The following is a 14,222-nucleotide window of genomic DNA, read 5'->3' as shown; positions in this document are numbered from 1 at the left end:
CATATCGCGCGCCAAAACCATAAATTCATCTGCGAGGAAACCCCGGAAGGCCATCTCAACCAGGAAGATATTCTACCTCTGAGGGATAAATCAGAAACAGTAAACTTATAGTTGTAGTTCTGCTCTTCGTGATTGTCTGCGACTCAAGGCTGTCACCGAGGCGCGGGATCGGCACTCCGGCCTCCGGGATGTTGGCTTCCAGGACGTTCGTTGCCGGGGACCTTGATCAGCGTCCGGCTGCCGGCGAAAGCGGTTCCCGTCAGGGTCAGGCGTCCATCGTTGCCGACCGTTCCCACGAACCGCATCGGGCCGATGAAGAAGACCACCATGTCGTCGGTGATGTTGGTCACCACCAGCGACTTCCATGCGAAGGGCTTCTGCGGATCGACGCGGGCCTGTGAGCGGCGGATATCGAAGGTCAGGTCCAGCCCGTCGCCCTTCCAGTGCCCGTCCAGGTCGCGGATGGCTGGGGGAAGGGGATCGGCCGACAAGGATCCGGCCGGGAGGATAGCGAACAGGACGGCGGCCAAGAAAAAGGCCAGCGCGGAACGAACCACGCCGGCCTTCATTTCACGCACCGATCCGGCGATCGGGGAGCGGCCAGGCCGAAATCGCGCCAGTCCGGCCTCCTCGAACGATCATCAATCCGATCACTGCCTGCCGAACCTCGCGGCCCGGCATGCGACTGCGGATCGATCAGGCTTTCAGGCGACGGTCTGCTTCTTCTCGAAGGCTTCCGGAGCGACCGGGGTAGCGGTCTGCTCGATGCGGGGAGCCGGCGTCGTCTCGTCGTCGGCCATGCCCTGCTTGAAGCTCTTGATACCCTTTGCGACATCGCCCATCAGGTCGGAAATCTTGCCGCGACCGAAGAGAAGGACGACCACTGCGGCGGTGATGACCAGCTTCCAGATACCAATTTCCATAATTGAACCCTCTAGGCGCCCCGCCTGCTTGCCCGAACAGATAAACTTTCGGACTTCGCGAGGCAATGCCGAAGATACCGGATCGGGATACTGCGCCCGATAAGCCGATGCCGGATCTGCGGCGGGGCGGTCTAGATCTCGTTCATCACCTGCGCATGGGCGAGCACCGCGAAGAGCGCCGTTCCCCCGATGATGTTGCCGAGAAGCACCGGCAGCATGAAGCCCCCCACCACCGTCAGGATCCCGATCTCGCCGTGCAGCATCAGCAGGAAGGCCTCCATGCTGCCGGCGATGATATGGGTGAAGCCGCCGAGCGCGATGAGGTAGGTGATCAGCGTGACCGTGTGGAACTTCGCGCCCTCCGCGCTGGGGATCAGCCAGACCATCGTGGCGATCAGGAATCCCGCGGAGATGCCGCGGATCAGCATGGACCACCAGTCGTTCGCCATCATGACGCGGCTGATCCGGAGCATTCCGTCATAGATCTCCGGCTGCAGCACGGGGGTGAAGGTGCAGAACAGGGCGGCGAAGAGGGTGCCGGCCATGTTGGCGAGAAAGACGATGCTCCAGAGCCGGCCGACCCGGCCCAGATTGCTCGCGGAGAAATCCTTCGCCAGCGGCAGGATCGCGGTGATGGTGTTCTCGGTAAAGAGTTGCTGGCGCCCCAGCACCACCATGAGGAACCCGACGCAATAACCGGAGCTGGAGATCAGCGAACGCCAGCCGGTGTCCGGCAGGTGCGTCTCCAGAAGCGACTGGGCTAGAAGCGAAAAGCTGATGGAGAGCCCGGCGGCGACCCCCGACCACCAGAGCGACGTGGCGGGGCGGGAGAGTTCCTCGTCGCCTTCCCGCCGCACGACTTCGTAGACGGCGACGGCGGAAAGCGACTGCGCTTCCTCGATCGCCTCGTTCTCGGCGTCGTCTCTCCCGCCGTCCCGACGCTGATCCCGCGCGGCCGTTTCGTCTTCTTCCGGATGACGGGCCCGGTGCTTGTCGGCTTGTGGCTCGCTGTCGGTCATCGCGGTCGAACTCTCCGGCGCGTCAGACCGGTACAATCGGCTGGCAGGGATCCTTGTTCCCGGCAGCCCGCGCGCTGCGGCCGGCGGCCGGGTTTCCGGGTGTGCGCGGGAGGGTGCAGAGAGCCTTGCCGGCTAAGAGTTCTGGAACCAACCTCCGCCGGGCTCATTTTCCAGACAAATGGAGTGAAAGTCATGAGCCGCGACACGCGTGAAGGATCCCCGATCAGCGCCGACTTCGATGTCGGCGACGATTCCGACCTGCCGGGTTACGATCAGCCGATCAGTGCCGACGACATCGACGCCGTCCTCAGCGGCCCCGAGGGTTCGGTCGAGGAGCGCCGGGCCGTTCTGACGGGCATGCTCGATCAGCTGCGAACCCGTGGCGGCATGGACGAGAGCGACGAGTTCGGCTCGCTCGTCTCCCGCGTCGAGGACGCCCTGGCCACGCTGGAGAGCCCGGCGGAAGATTTCGGCACCCCGGGCGGCTACGGCATGGATCCGGACGACCGGCTCGACCAGCCCGACGAGATCCTGGAGCGGCAAGAGGATTACGAGGCCGAAGAGCGCGAGTGAGCGAGGATTCCTGCCCGCGCCCGATGAAGCTGACCGTCGTTCTCAATACGAATGCCGGGACCCTTCGGGGACTCGAGACGCAACGGACGATCACCCGTCTCCGCGCCATCTTCGAGGAGGCGGGGCATGAGGTTGCATTCGAGTCGCATGCCGGTCGAGAGGCGATCGAGGCCGTTGCCGTTCATTGTCGCGATCGTACCTGCGAGGGCCTGATCATCGGCGGCGGCGACGGTTCCGTTTCGGCGGCGGCCCGGGCTGCCGCGGGTGGCGAGGTCGCGCTGGGCATCCTGCCGCTCGGCACCATGAACCTGTTCGCGCGCAGTCTCGGCATTCCACTGGAGCTGGAGGCATCCGCTCGCGCGCTCGCCTGGGGCACGACGGATCATGTCGATATCGCCGAGGTTAACGGCCGCTTCTTCGTGCATCACGTGACGCTCGGGCTGCATCCCCGGATGATCGCCCTGCGGGAGCGAATGAAGTACGGCTCGCGCATGGGCAAGATCCTCGCCAACATCCAGGCGTTGCGCACGGCGCTGCGGAAGCCCCCGGCGTTGCACGCGAAGATCCGGGTGGACGGGCAGGTCATCCACCGGCGAACCGCTGCGATCGTGGTTTCCAACAATCTCTTCGGTCCGGGCCACCTGCCGTTCGCCGACGATCCCCGGCAGGGGAGGCTTGGCCTCTATGTCAGCAACTCGCGCAAATGGTCGGATCTTTTGCAACTTTCCGCTACGGTTGCGGTGGGGGACATGGCCCAGAGCCCGCTGCTGGAACGCTGGGACGGCAGGGAGGTCGAGATCACGCTGGACAAGCCGCGCGTGGCGTCCGTCGATGGGGAAATCGTCAAGCTGAGACCGCCCCTGCATGTCCGCATCCATGCGGGCGGGCTGAAGATCATCCAGCCCAGGCGCTGAAGGTCGTGGGGATCGGTCCGCTCCGTCTGCCGCGGCCACCTGCCGGAACCTGCGGGACGGCGGCACGTTCGGCGATCAGGAGGCTCCGATGACCCAACATCCGACGCCCACAAACGATGCCCGGCAGGGCGAGCGCACCGGCGGCATGGGCATGCGGCCGCTAATCTTCGGGACGATCCTCGCGGTGATCGTTCTCGCCGTCGTTCTCTTTATCTGGGTTTGAGGGGCGACGCCGCGCCGACCGAGGCGGAGCCGACTTGAACGGACCGATCCGGATGGGCGGTTTCAGGACCGGTCGGCCATAGGTGCAGGCGGCCGCAGGCCTTGGCACGGCTCGATCCAGACGCTGCGATGGAGTGGGATGGGGAGAGAAGACCCCGGCCGGCCACGAGGGGGAAGGGGCATGAGGAGAAGCCGACCGGGGTCGGTCATCAGGAAAATCGGTCGACGGGGTCGGTCCGATTTTGAAGATGACCTCGTCCAGATGCGCTGGTCACGCTCCTGGAAGCCGCGGGATAACGGGGTGCTTTCCTCCGGGTTCCAAAGCCACAGCGATATTTTTTGCCGGCACGAATTAACTTGCCTTCCCCTCCGAGCCTAATAAATCCTCTCCCTCGCACCCCCGTGAAAGGTCGCGAGGAGCAAGGGCTCTCGTCAGAGGCAACTGAAAAGTAACCTTAGCTATAGCAATTTTTAGGGAAAATTGATGCTCTCTGGAACGGCGGCTAGTCCAATCCGTTTGCTGTCTGAAGAGTTAACAGGCCGCTCAGGCTTTCATCTTCAGCAGGGACGGCGATCCGGCCATGATGACAGCAATAAAGCAGGCGATGGCTCTGCCCTCGGAGATTATTATGGCGGCTAGAGACAACGATCAGGGCGGCATGGGCAGCGAAAACGCATTTGGACGATCGAGCGGAGAAAACTCCGAGGGCAAGGTTGATCAGCGCGTACAGGGCGAGATCGGCAAGCATCTCCGGGCCTTCTATGACGATGTCATCAACGAGCCCGTTCCAAACCGCTTCATGGAACTGTTGGAACAGCTGGAACGCTCGACTCAAAAGCGCTGAAAGGTAGCAGTTTATGCCCGTTTCGGATGCCTTGAGAGACGATCTCCTTGGGTCGATCCCCAATCTCCGCGCGTTTGCGGTGTCGCTGGCAGGCAATAGCGAGCGCGCAGACGATCTCGTGCAGGAAACGCTGATGAAGGCGTGGGCCAAGTTCGATTCCTTCCAGGAAGGGACGAACCTTCGCGCCTGGCTGTTCACGATCCTGCGTAACGAATTCTATTCCCAGGTCCGCAAGCGCGGCCGTGAGGTTGAAGACGCCGAGGGCACCTATGCCGCGCGTCTGGCTTCGCAGCCCGCCCAGAACGGCCACATGGATCTTCGCGACTTCCGCGAGGCCCTGTCGCAGCTTCCGTCCGACCAGCGCGAAGCGCTGATCCTGGTCGGTGCTTCCGGCTTTTCCTACGAGGAAGCCGCCGAGATCTGCGAATGCGCCGTCGGCACCATCAAGAGCCGCGTCAGCCGCGCCCGCAGCCGCCTGGCGGAATTGCTGGCGCTGGAAGCCGGCGAGACCTACGGCGCCGACGCGCTGTCCGCCACGGTGATCATGCGCTCGGTCTCCTGACCCGCATCGTCTCCCGGATACAGGTCGCTCGATAACAGAAGGGCTGGATCGATGATCCGGCCCTTTCCTTTTCAGAATAACGTTGCCGCCCGGACTTCTGCTCGGGGTGAGATGGCAGTGTCGCCCCGAGCCGAGAAGACGCTGCCGCTCAGGGCGACAGCTTCTTGTTTTCGCCCATGTCCGGCTGCGTGTCGCTGTGCTTGGCCTTGAAAACTTCCCAAGCCTGCTTCAGCGCGCCGTTGCTGTCCCAATATTCCGCCTGTGCCGGCACGACGCGGATGACGCCGACATCGGGATCGTCCTTGCCGTTCTTGAACCAGGCCTTGAAGTCATCCTTCCAGAGGAGGTCGATCAGCTTGCGGTCCTGCGTCAGGTAAGCCTGCCCGGAGACAGATACGTAATCGCCCTTGCTGGGGTTCGCGAAGGCGAGATTGCAGTCCGGGTTGGACGCGAGTTCGTCGGTCTTGTGCGAGGAGAGCTGCGTCAGGAAGCGGATCTCGTGGGTGGTTTCATCGAAAAGCGGCGCCATGGGACGCGCGCGGAGATGATTGCCGTCACGGGTGGTCATCATGCAGGTGTGGACGTCCTTCACGAGCTTCCAGAAGGTGTCCAGGGTATCGTCGCTCATGCATGCATCTCCGTCATTGAGGTTGGTTCGACAACGCCAGCCTTTGCCGGTCGTTCCGGGTGTGAAGTTTTCGTCTTGTCGCTGGCGGCGGCGGCCTTCGCGTCCCGGGCCGCGGCTTCCACCTCGCTTTCGAGGAAGCGCATCAGCGCCGTTTCCGCGCGGTCCAGTCCCTGCCGCAGCTGTCCCTTGAGCATGGCCGGGCTGAGTCGTCCCTCGTCGAAGGCGGCGACCACCATGGGATGCACGTAGCTGGCGCGGGCGACGGCCGGGGTGTTCGCGAGCCGCTCCGAGGCGCTTTTCATCACCTTCGCGAGCAGCCGCTTCTTCTGGTACTCGCTTTCCGGCGGCGGCGCGTCGGCGAGCATCGCGAGAGCGGTGGATGACGCGGCGAAGGTGCGGAAGTCCTTGGCGGTCACCGGGGCGCCGGCGGCCTCCTGCAGATAGGCGTTGAGATCGCGGGCGGACAGGTAATGCGCGGCGCCGCCGCCTTCGTCCTTGAAGGCGAAGAGCCGCTTCTTGCCGATGGTCTTCAGCTTGCTCATGCGCTTGACGAGCAGGGGATCGCGCACCGTTTTCTCGATCTTCTTGCCGCTCTTGCCGGTGAACCTGAGCTCCACCGCCGAGGCCGTGATGCGCACGTCGCGCTTCAGCAGCGTCGTCGCCCCGCGCCCGCCGTCGTCGATGTTGGTGATGTCGTGGCCCGAACGCAGCAGGGCGCGGTCGATCAGCCGTCCGGCGACCGCCGAGGCATAGCGCCGGTCGGTCTTGCGACGGCGCAGATCCCGCTCCAGCCGTGCCCGGATCTTCGGCAGCGCGCGGCCGAAGCGCAGCAGGCGCTCCGCCTTGATCTGGTCGCGGACGCTCGTCCAGTCGTCGTGATAGCGATATTGCAGCCGCCCTTCGCTGTCGCGGCCGATGGCCTGCACATGGGCGCGTGGATCGTCGGCGAGGCAGACGTCGGTCCAGGCGGGCGGCAGCACCAGAGCTTCGAGGCGGGCGCGGACCTCGGGGTCGCGGATCACGTTGCCCTGCGAGTCCAGATAGGTGAAGCCGCGGCCGCTCTTGCGGCGTTTGAAGCAGAGCTGATGGACATCGACATAGCTCAGGCCGAAGGCTCCGGCCCGTTCGCGAAAATGATAATCCATGAAGAAGATCCCGAGGGTTCGAACCGTGAACGTCGGTCGGGATCGCCGCGTTCCGCGCCATCCGGTCACGCCTCTGGCATGACGGGGAGCGACATGGTTATCTCGCAATCAGGAACAGCTTCCGGCGAGGGCGAGATGACCGACCATGCTCCATTGAAGTTCGGGATGGGAGCGTCCGTCCGCCGCATCGAGGATGAATCCCTGATCCGAGGCAAGGGCCGCTACACCGCCGATGTCACGCCGGAGGGCTGCCTTCATGCCTTCCTCCTTCGCTCCGGCGCGGGGCATGCCCGGCTTCGCATCGGCGATCTGCGCGCGTCCCGCGAATTGCCTGGCGTGCATCTCGTCTGGACCGGCGCCGACGTCACGGACATCAAGCCGCTGCCCTGCGATGCGATGGGCAAGCTGAAGCCCGGCACCGAAGCCTTCTCGCCGGAATTCCCGGTGCTCGCCGGCGACACGGTCCGCTATGTCGGAGAGGCCATCGCCTTCGTCGTGGCCGACGATCTGGAAACCGCCCGCTCGGCCGCCGAACTGATCGAGGTGGATTACGAGATGCTGCCGGCGGTCGTCGACACGGCGCGTGCGCTGGAGCCGGACGCGCCGCTCGTCTGGCCCGAGCACGGCAGCAACGTCGCCTTCGAATACGAACTGGGCGATGCCGCCGACACAGCCGCGGCCTTCGCGAAGGCCGCGGGCGTGGCGGAGCAGACCATCGTCAACAACCGCGTGGTGAGCAATTATCTGGAGCCCCGCGCAGCGGTGGCCGAGTTCGACGCGCAAACCGGCCGCTACTCCATCGTGACGGGCACGCAGGGAGTTCACGGCATTCGCTCCGCGCTCGCCAAGCTGCTCGACGTTGACGAGCAGGCGATCCATGTCCGCACCTACGATGTCGGAGGCGGCTTCGGCACCAAGGCGGTCGTCTACCGGGAATATCCGCTGGTGATGAAGGCGGCGCGCGTCCTCGGCCGGCCCGTGAAGTGGGTCTGCGACCGCAACGAGCATTTCCTGGCCGACTCGCATGGCCGCGACAACGTCGCCCGAGCCGCGATGGCGCTGGATGCGGAGGGCCGGATCCTGGCCATGCGCGTCGATCTCACGGCTGCGATGGGCGCCTATTTCTCGCCGTTCGGCCCGTACGTGCCCTATGGCGGGATCACGATGACCACCGGCGTATACGATATTCCGGCGGCGCATATCGCCTGCAAGGGCGTCTTCACCAACACGGTGCCCGTGGATGCGTATCGCGGCGCCGGCCGCCCGGAGGCGGCTTATCTGGTGGAGCGGCTGATCGATCAGGCGGCGCGGGTCGCGGGGCTGACGCCGGAAGAGATCCGCCGCCGCAACTTCATCCGGCCGGAGCAGATGCCCTACAAGACGCAGGGCGGCCGCACCTACGACACCGGCGAGTTCGAGGCGCACATGGATGCGGCTCTGGCCGAGGCGGACGCCGCCGGCTTCCCCTCCCGCCTTGCCGAGAGCCGCGAGCGGGGGAGGATCCGCGGCTTCGGATTGGCGACCTATATCGAGGCCTGCGCCTTTCCCGGCTCCGAGCCGGCCAAGCTGGTGCTCGAAGGCGATGGCACCGTGACCCTGCATATCGGCACGCAGGCGAACGGGCAGGGGCATCACACGGCCTATGCCCAGTTCGTGGCCGGTCATCTCGGCCTCGACTACAGCCGCATCCGCGTGGTGCAGGGCGATTCCGACGCGCTGCCCACGGGCGGCGGCACCGGCGGCTCGCGCTCCATCCCGATCGGCGTTCCCTCCGTGGATCGCGGCGCGCGGATGCTGGCCGAGCAGATCCGGGAACTCGCCGCCGACGAACTGGAAGCATCGGCCGGCGATATCGAGCTGGTCGACGGCGTCGCCCGGATCGTCGGCACCGATCGCGAAATCGGCTATGCCGAGGTGGCCCTGCGGGCGAGCGATCGCACGAAGCTCGTGGCGACCGGCGATTACGAGACGAAGGCGCCGACCTTCCCCAACGGCACGCATGTCTGCGAGCTGGAAATCGACCCGGAAACGGGGCTCACGCACATCCTCCGCTACGTGATCGTCGACGATTTCGGCGCGGTGGTGAACCCGATGCTGCTGGCGGGCCAGGTCCATGGCGGCGTGGCGCAGGGGATCGGGCAGGCGCTGCACGAGCGAACCGTCTATGACGGGGACGGCCAGCTTCTGTCCGCGACGCTGCAGGATTACGCGCTGCCGCGCGCCTGGGATGTGCCGGTTTACGAGTTCTCGACGCGCAACGTGCCGTCCAAGTCGAACGCGATGGGGATCAAGGGCGCCGGGGAGGCCGGGACCATCGGCGCCGCGCCGGCGGTCATGAACGCCGTGGTCGACGCTCTCAGCCGTGCCTACGGCATCACCCATATCGACATGCCGGCGACGCCCCTCCGCATCTGGGAGACGATCCAGCTCGCAACGTCGGCCTGAGCCGGCCCACCCCGGTTCGCCTCGGCCCGGTCTGGCCCATAGATCTCGATCAAGGCTTGCCGCGGCGCGGCCGGGTAGTGTGCAATACCGGCCTCGCAACGAGGTCACCACTCCCGGGAGATGAAGAATGGCAGCAGAGTTCGAGGGCAAGGTTGCGCTGGTGACGGGTGCTGCATCCGGTATCGGTGCGGCCGTCGCGCGGCAATTGGCCTCCGGCGGCGCTAAGGTTGTGATCGCCGATTTCAACGAGGACGGCGCGAGGCAGCTTGCCGAGGAGCTGGGGTCGGCGGTGGCCAGGTCCTACAAGATCGACGTGACCGACCCGGAAGCGGTCAAGGCCATGGTCGACTTCACGGTGGAAAGCTTCGGCGCACTGCATCTCGCCGTCAACAACGCCGGCATCGGGGGGGCGAGCGCGCTCACGGCCGATTACGGCATCGACGACTGGAAGCGCGTCATCGACGTCAACCTCAACAGCGTCTTCTATTCCACCAGGTACGAGATTCCGGCGATGCTCGCCTCCGGCGGCGGCTCCATCGTCAACATGTCGTCGATCCTCGGCACCAGCGGTTTCGTCAGTTCGCCAGCCTATGTCGCCGCGAAGCACGGCGTGATCGGCCTGACCAAGACGGCGGCGATGGAATATTCGGCGAAGGGCGTGCGGGTCAACGCGGTCGGCCCGGCCTTTATCGATACGCCGCTACTGAGCCACATGGACAAGGCGACCAAGGACCATCTGATTTCGCTGCACCCGATCGGGAGACTCGGTCGCGCCGAGGAAGTGGCCGAGCTGACCTGCTTCCTGCTCAGCGATCGCGCATCCTTCGTGACCGGCAGCTATCATCTCGTGGACGGAGCCTATACCGCGCCGTGAGGGGCGGTGCCCCGAGCGATCTCAGAACGCCTTGAAGGTGATGATCGTCTTGGTGTCCTGGATACCGGGAATGCGGTGCACCTTCTCGTTGACGAAGTGACCGATATCGCCGCCGGGCTCGACGTAGAACTTGGCGAGCAGGTCGTAGTCACCCGCGGTGGAATAGATCTCCGACGCGATCTCCGCATCGGCCAGTTCGGTCGCGACCTCGTAGGCGCGTCCGAGCTGGCATTTGATCAGGACGAAGAAGGGGGTCATCGCTGTCTCCAGGCTGCCTTTGCAGGGGCTTTTAGAACATCCCGGCCGCGCTGTCTGGAGGTTTGATCCGGCGGGTTTCCGCTCCGGTACTTTCGCGGAACCAAACAATCCCGCCTGGATTTGTTCGAGGGAAAGGATCCCGGCCATGAAAATCGAAAGTGTCAGAGGTGCCTTGCTTGCAGCCGTGCTCGCGGCTCTTCCGCTAGCGGGCGCTCATGCCCAGACCACGACGGACGCGCCAGCGCAGCCGGCCGTGCCGCCGCCGAGCTCGCCCAACTCTCCGGCCAACAATTTCGATTTCACCAATTGCCTGGCCAAGGGTAACGATTCCGCGCATTGCCGGCTCGGCAACGGCACGGGCGGCGTGCCCGACGCCGCGCCCAAGACCAACGATCCGGCGGTGACCGGCACCACGGCGCCAACAGGCGGTTTGGCTGGCCCCGGCACCACGACCGGCGAGACGACGCCGCAACAACCTCGTGCAATTGCGCCGGGAAACCCATAGATCGGTCTCGATCCGGACGGGCCGGAGACAGCGGGACCTGAATGACTGCCATCGCCGTAACGATCGCCGGCTCCGATTCCGGAGGCGGGGCCGGGATCCAGGCCGACCTCAAGACCTTTTCGGCCCTGGGCGTTTACGGCGCCAGCGTGATCACGGCCCTGACCGCGCAGAATACGCTGACGGTCACGGGTGTGCACGATGTGCCGCCCGATTTCGTGCGCCTGCAGATGGACGCCGTTTTCGGCGACCTTCGGGTGAACGCGACAAAGATCGGCATGCTATCGAAGCCCGAGATCATCCGCGCGGTGGCGGGTGGACTCGATGCGCTTTCGACGGGGCCGGTCGTGCTGGACCCGGTCATGGTCACGAGCACCGGCGTCGTGCTGATCAGCGACGAGGCGATCGATACGCTGAAATCGGAGCTCTTCCCGCGCTGCGCCCTGATCACACCCAATCTGCACGAGTCCGCCCGTCTTCTCGGCGCCTCCATGGCCGAGGATCGCGACGCGATGATCCGGCAGGCGGAAGGCCTGCTCCGTCTCGGTGCGCGCTCGGTGCTCCTGAAGGGGGGCCACTTGCCGGGTGGTCGGGCGAGCGATCTCCTGGCCGACGGGGAAAGGCAGGTCTGGCTCGACGCGCCGATGATCGCCACGCGGCACACCCACGGCACCGGCTGCACGCTTTCCGCCGCCATCGCGTCCGGGCTGGCGCTGGGGCATGAACTCGGCATCGCCGTCGCGGAAGCGAAGAGCTACCTGCACGGAGCGATCGCCGCAGCCGATACCCTCGACATCGGCGCGGGCAACGGACCCGTGCACCATTTCTGGCGCTCCTGGCCGGCGAAATGAAATCTGCCGGGTTCGCGGCTCCTCCGATCCACAGCCCATTCGTCACAGGGTTCCCGCCGACCTTTTCGAAACGGTAACATCGATGGTTTAGGTCTGGTTCGACGCGTCTTGTCGGTGGCGATTCCCGCCACCGGGACGCTGCCATGAGACGAACTAGGGCCTTGAGAAACTTGAGATTGGCTTGCGCCGGAGCGGCTGGCGCCGTCATCCTGCTGACGTCCTCCGCGTTGATGAGCGAAGCGCAGGCGGGTGCCTTCGGGCTCCGCGACCAGAGCGCTTATGGCGAAGGGCTGGCCTTTGCCGGCATGGCGGCGGGCGGCTCGCTTTCCTCCATGTTCTGGAATCCGGCGACCTTGTCGGCCGTTATGGGCTTTCAGACCGAGACGAGCGCGACCTTCGTTGCTCCTCGGGCCAGCATCGACGTTCTCTCGCCCTTCACGTCGAACGAAGGCGACGTCGTCGCCAACGCGGCACTGGTGAGCGGCTACGACGCCTACCGGATCAACGATCGCGTGGTGCTGGGCCTCGCCATCACCGAACCCTTCGGGATGCGGTCGAAATACGATTTCGGGTCCGAGCTGCGCAATCAGGGGATCGCCGGCACCTCCTCGATCACCACGTTCAACATCAATCCGATGCTGTCGGTGGACCTGACGGACTGGCTGAGCGTCGGCGCCGGCTTCCAGGCGCAATATCTGGACATTCGCTATACGGGCGTGGGCGCTTCGCTCGGCCAGCTTTCCGTGCCCGGCGTGCCGCTGCCGCTCAGCCTCGGTGCGAACGCTTCGCTGGACGGCGATTCCTGGGCCTATGGCTACAATGTCGGTGTGCTCCTGAAGCCGCGCGAGGGCACGGAGATCGGCATCGGCTACCGTTCGGGCCTGAAATATTCCATCGACAGCAAGCTCACCGGCAGCGTGACGGGGTCGCTGCTCGGCCAGTCGCTTCTCACGGTGCCGCTGGACCTCGATGCCACGGCCAAGCTGGAGACGCCGGCCAAGCTCAGCGTCGGCGTGCGGCAGGCGATCACGGATCGCTGGCGCGTCATGGGCGGCGTGGAATGGGACCAGTGGAGCCGCTTCAAGCAGGTTTCCGTCCAGGCGAAGGACAAGGTCGCGGTGAGCGGCGTCGGCGAGATCACCGTTCCCGAGCAGGACATCGTCTTCGGCTATGATGACGGCTGGTTCTTCTCCGGCGGCACGGAATACGATGTCAGCCCGAAATGGACGTTGCGGGCCGGTGTCGCCTACGAACTGTCGCCGGTGGGCAACAGTGCCCGTCAATTCCGGTTGCCCGATGTGGACCGTGTTTCCGGCTCGGCGGGTTTCACCTACAAAGCCTGTGAGCGCTGCCTGATCGACGCCTCCTATGCCTATGTGGCCGGGGTTGGCGACGACCATGTGCAAAGCAGCAGCGGAGCGGTGCGCGGCGAGGTCAATGCCGACGCGCATATCGTTTCGCTCGGCTTTCGCTACCGGTTCGGCGGGACACCGACCGGCAGCCATGCGAATTGAAGTTGCCAACGGGGTGGCGGGAAAGAGGCTGGGGAAACCCGGCCTCTTTCTTTTTAAGGACGGAGTCTGGCCGCCTCAGAAGGCGCGCTGCAGCAGGCCGCCATCCACCAGGAAGTTCTGGCCGGTGATGTAGCCCGCATGGGCGGAGCAGAGAAAAGCGCAGAGCTTTCCGAATTCCTCCGCCGAGCCGAACCTGCCGGCCGGGATCTGCGCCATTTGCTTCCCGGCGAATTCCTCCACGCTCAGCCCCGCCTTGTCCGCCTGGAACTTGAACGTGCCGCGCAGCCTGTCGGTGTCCATCTTGCCCGGCAGGATATTGTTGATGGTGACGCCCTGACCGGCGACCTGCCGGGAGACCCCGGCGAGGAATGCCGTCAGGCCGGCCCGCGCGCCCGACGAGAGGTCGAGGCCGGGGATGGGTGCCAGCACCGAGGACGAGGTGATGTTGACCACACGCCCGAAGCCGCGCGCCGTCATGCCGTCGATCACCGCCTGCAGGAATTCGATGGGCGTGATCATGTTCTGGGTGACGCCGGCGACGATCGCCCCACGGTCCAGCTCGCGAAAATCGCGCGAGGGCGGTCCGCCATTGTTGTTGACCAGGATATCGACCTCGCCAGCCCTGTCGAGGATCGCCTGACGCCCCTCGGCAGCCGAAACATCGGCCGCGACCGGGATGATCTCCGCGCCGGTCTGGTCGCGGATCGCTTTTGCCGTTTCGCCAAGCCGCTCCGCATCGCGGCCGTTGATCACCACCCGGCAGCCGGCTTCCGCCAGCGCGATGGCGCAGCCGCGTCCCAGGCCCCTGCTGGAGGCGCAGACGACGGCCGTCCGGCCCGTAATTCCAAGATCCATGTCATCTCCCGGCGATGCCTTCAGCCACGCCGGCCGGACAAGGGAACCGAGGCCCGGCGGCCTGCGCTCCGGGAACCTTAGCGTCATGAAAC

At 65.3% G+C, this 14,222-nt stretch carries 17 protein-coding genes; 10 read left to right on the top strand and 7 right to left on the bottom strand.

The window, feature by feature from the left end; genetic code table 11:
• Positions 1-152 precede the first annotated feature (152 nt).
• The 3 genes from BMY25_RS07245 to BMY25_RS07235 form a co-directional block, all read right to left on the bottom strand.
• A complete protein-coding gene (locus tag BMY25_RS07245) occupies positions 153-578 on the bottom strand; it encodes a hypothetical protein (RefSeq protein WP_143061903.1) in 426 nt (141 codons plus the stop codon).
• 126 nt (positions 579-704) lie between these two features.
• On the bottom strand, positions 705-923 hold the full coding sequence (locus BMY25_RS07240; protein WP_428976943.1) for a twin-arginine translocase TatA/TatE family subunit: 219 nt from the start codon (positions 921-923) through the stop codon (positions 705-707).
• Between the two features lie 131 nt (positions 924-1,054).
• Complete coding sequence (locus BMY25_RS07235) at positions 1,055-1,942, bottom strand: formate/nitrite transporter family protein (RefSeq protein ID WP_092495969.1); 888 nt, start codon at positions 1,940-1,942, stop codon at positions 1,055-1,057.
• 192 nt (positions 1,943-2,134) lie between these two features.
• Between BMY25_RS07235 and BMY25_RS07230 the strand changes: the two genes are divergently transcribed.
• The 5 genes from BMY25_RS07230 to BMY25_RS07215 all read left to right on the top strand — a co-directional run bounded on the left by BMY25_RS07230 (position 2,135) and on the right by BMY25_RS07215 (position 5,058).
• Complete coding sequence (locus tag BMY25_RS07230) at positions 2,135-2,515, top strand: hypothetical protein (RefSeq protein WP_092495968.1); 381 nt, start codon at positions 2,135-2,137, stop codon at positions 2,513-2,515.
• Entirely contained in the window at positions 2,512-3,429 is a 918-nt protein-coding gene (locus tag BMY25_RS07225) for a diacylglycerol/lipid kinase family protein (protein ID WP_143061902.1), read from the top strand. Before BMY25_RS07230 ends, BMY25_RS07225 begins: the two co-directional genes overlap by 4 nt.
• A gap of 88 nt (positions 3,430-3,517) precedes the next feature.
• On the top strand, positions 3,518-3,652 hold the full coding sequence (locus tag BMY25_RS21315) for a hypothetical protein (protein ID WP_255365489.1): 135 nt from the start codon (positions 3,518-3,520) through the stop codon (positions 3,650-3,652).
• Between the two features lie 580 nt (positions 3,653-4,232).
• Positions 4,233-4,496: a NepR family anti-sigma factor gene (locus BMY25_RS07220; protein WP_092495966.1), complete on the top strand. Its 264-nt coding sequence runs from the start codon at positions 4,233-4,235 to the stop codon at positions 4,494-4,496.
• Positions 4,497-4,509: 13 nt separating this feature from the next.
• On the top strand, positions 4,510-5,058 hold the full coding sequence (locus BMY25_RS07215; RefSeq protein WP_092495965.1) for a sigma-70 family RNA polymerase sigma factor: 549 nt from the start codon (positions 4,510-4,512) through the stop codon (positions 5,056-5,058).
• Positions 5,059-5,206: 148 nt separating this feature from the next.
• Here the strand turns inward: BMY25_RS07215 and BMY25_RS07210 are convergent, their stop codons facing one another.
• Together BMY25_RS07210 and BMY25_RS07205 are read right to left on the bottom strand one after the other, a co-directional pair.
• A complete protein-coding gene (locus BMY25_RS07210) occupies positions 5,207-5,686 on the bottom strand; it encodes a pyridoxamine 5'-phosphate oxidase family protein (protein WP_092495964.1) in 480 nt (159 codons plus the stop codon).
• A complete protein-coding gene (locus BMY25_RS07205; protein ID WP_092495963.1) occupies positions 5,683-6,831 on the bottom strand; it encodes a DNA topoisomerase IB in 1,149 nt (382 codons plus the stop codon). Before BMY25_RS07205 ends, BMY25_RS07210 begins: the two co-directional genes overlap by 4 nt.
• A gap of 135 nt (positions 6,832-6,966) precedes the next feature.
• Between BMY25_RS07205 and BMY25_RS07200 the strand changes: the two genes are divergently transcribed.
• The gene (locus tag BMY25_RS07200; protein ID WP_092496137.1) at positions 6,967-9,276 is read left to right on the top strand and encodes a xanthine dehydrogenase family protein molybdopterin-binding subunit; all 2,310 of its coding nucleotides are present in this window, start codon (positions 6,967-6,969) and stop codon (positions 9,274-9,276) included.
• 127 nt (positions 9,277-9,403) lie between these two features.
• Positions 9,404-10,150 carry an SDR family NAD(P)-dependent oxidoreductase gene (locus tag BMY25_RS07195; protein ID WP_092495962.1) on the top strand — a complete coding sequence of 249 codons (747 nt, stop codon included), beginning with the start codon at positions 9,404-9,406 and terminating at the stop codon, positions 10,148-10,150.
• A 21-nt stretch (positions 10,151-10,171) separates the two neighbouring features.
• Here the strand turns inward: BMY25_RS07195 and BMY25_RS07190 are convergent, their stop codons facing one another.
• Positions 10,172-10,408: an Lrp/AsnC ligand binding domain-containing protein gene (locus BMY25_RS07190; protein ID WP_092495961.1), complete on the bottom strand. Its 237-nt coding sequence runs from the start codon at positions 10,406-10,408 to the stop codon at positions 10,172-10,174.
• A 145-nt stretch (positions 10,409-10,553) separates the two neighbouring features.
• Here BMY25_RS07190 and BMY25_RS07185 point away from each other — a divergent pair, with 145 nt between their 5' ends.
• The 3 genes from BMY25_RS07185 (at position 10,554) to BMY25_RS07175 (ending at position 13,275) form a co-directional block, all read left to right on the top strand.
• A complete protein-coding gene (locus BMY25_RS07185; RefSeq protein ID WP_143061901.1) occupies positions 10,554-10,913 on the top strand; it encodes a hypothetical protein in 360 nt (119 codons plus the stop codon).
• Between the two features lie 41 nt (positions 10,914-10,954).
• A complete protein-coding gene (gene thiD, locus BMY25_RS07180; protein WP_092495959.1) occupies positions 10,955-11,761 on the top strand; it encodes a bifunctional hydroxymethylpyrimidine kinase/phosphomethylpyrimidine kinase in 807 nt (268 codons plus the stop codon).
• A gap of 176 nt (positions 11,762-11,937) precedes the next feature.
• Complete coding sequence (locus tag BMY25_RS07175; RefSeq protein WP_177176762.1) at positions 11,938-13,275, top strand: OmpP1/FadL family transporter; 1,338 nt, start codon at positions 11,938-11,940, stop codon at positions 13,273-13,275.
• Between the two features lie 75 nt (positions 13,276-13,350).
• Here BMY25_RS07175 and BMY25_RS07170 read toward each other — a convergent pair whose 3' ends face one another.
• The gene (locus BMY25_RS07170; RefSeq protein ID WP_092495957.1) at positions 13,351-14,130 is read right to left on the bottom strand and encodes an SDR family oxidoreductase; all 780 of its coding nucleotides are present in this window, start codon (positions 14,128-14,130) and stop codon (positions 13,351-13,353) included.
• Positions 14,131-14,222 lie beyond the last annotated feature (92 nt).

The sequence above is a fragment of the Faunimonas pinastri genome (assembly GCF_900110915.1).
Classification (GTDB): domain Bacteria; phylum Pseudomonadota; class Alphaproteobacteria; order Rhizobiales; family Afifellaceae; genus Faunimonas; species Faunimonas pinastri.
Note: the sequence above shows the minus strand (reverse complement) of the source record. Positions and strands in the feature narration are given on the sequence as shown.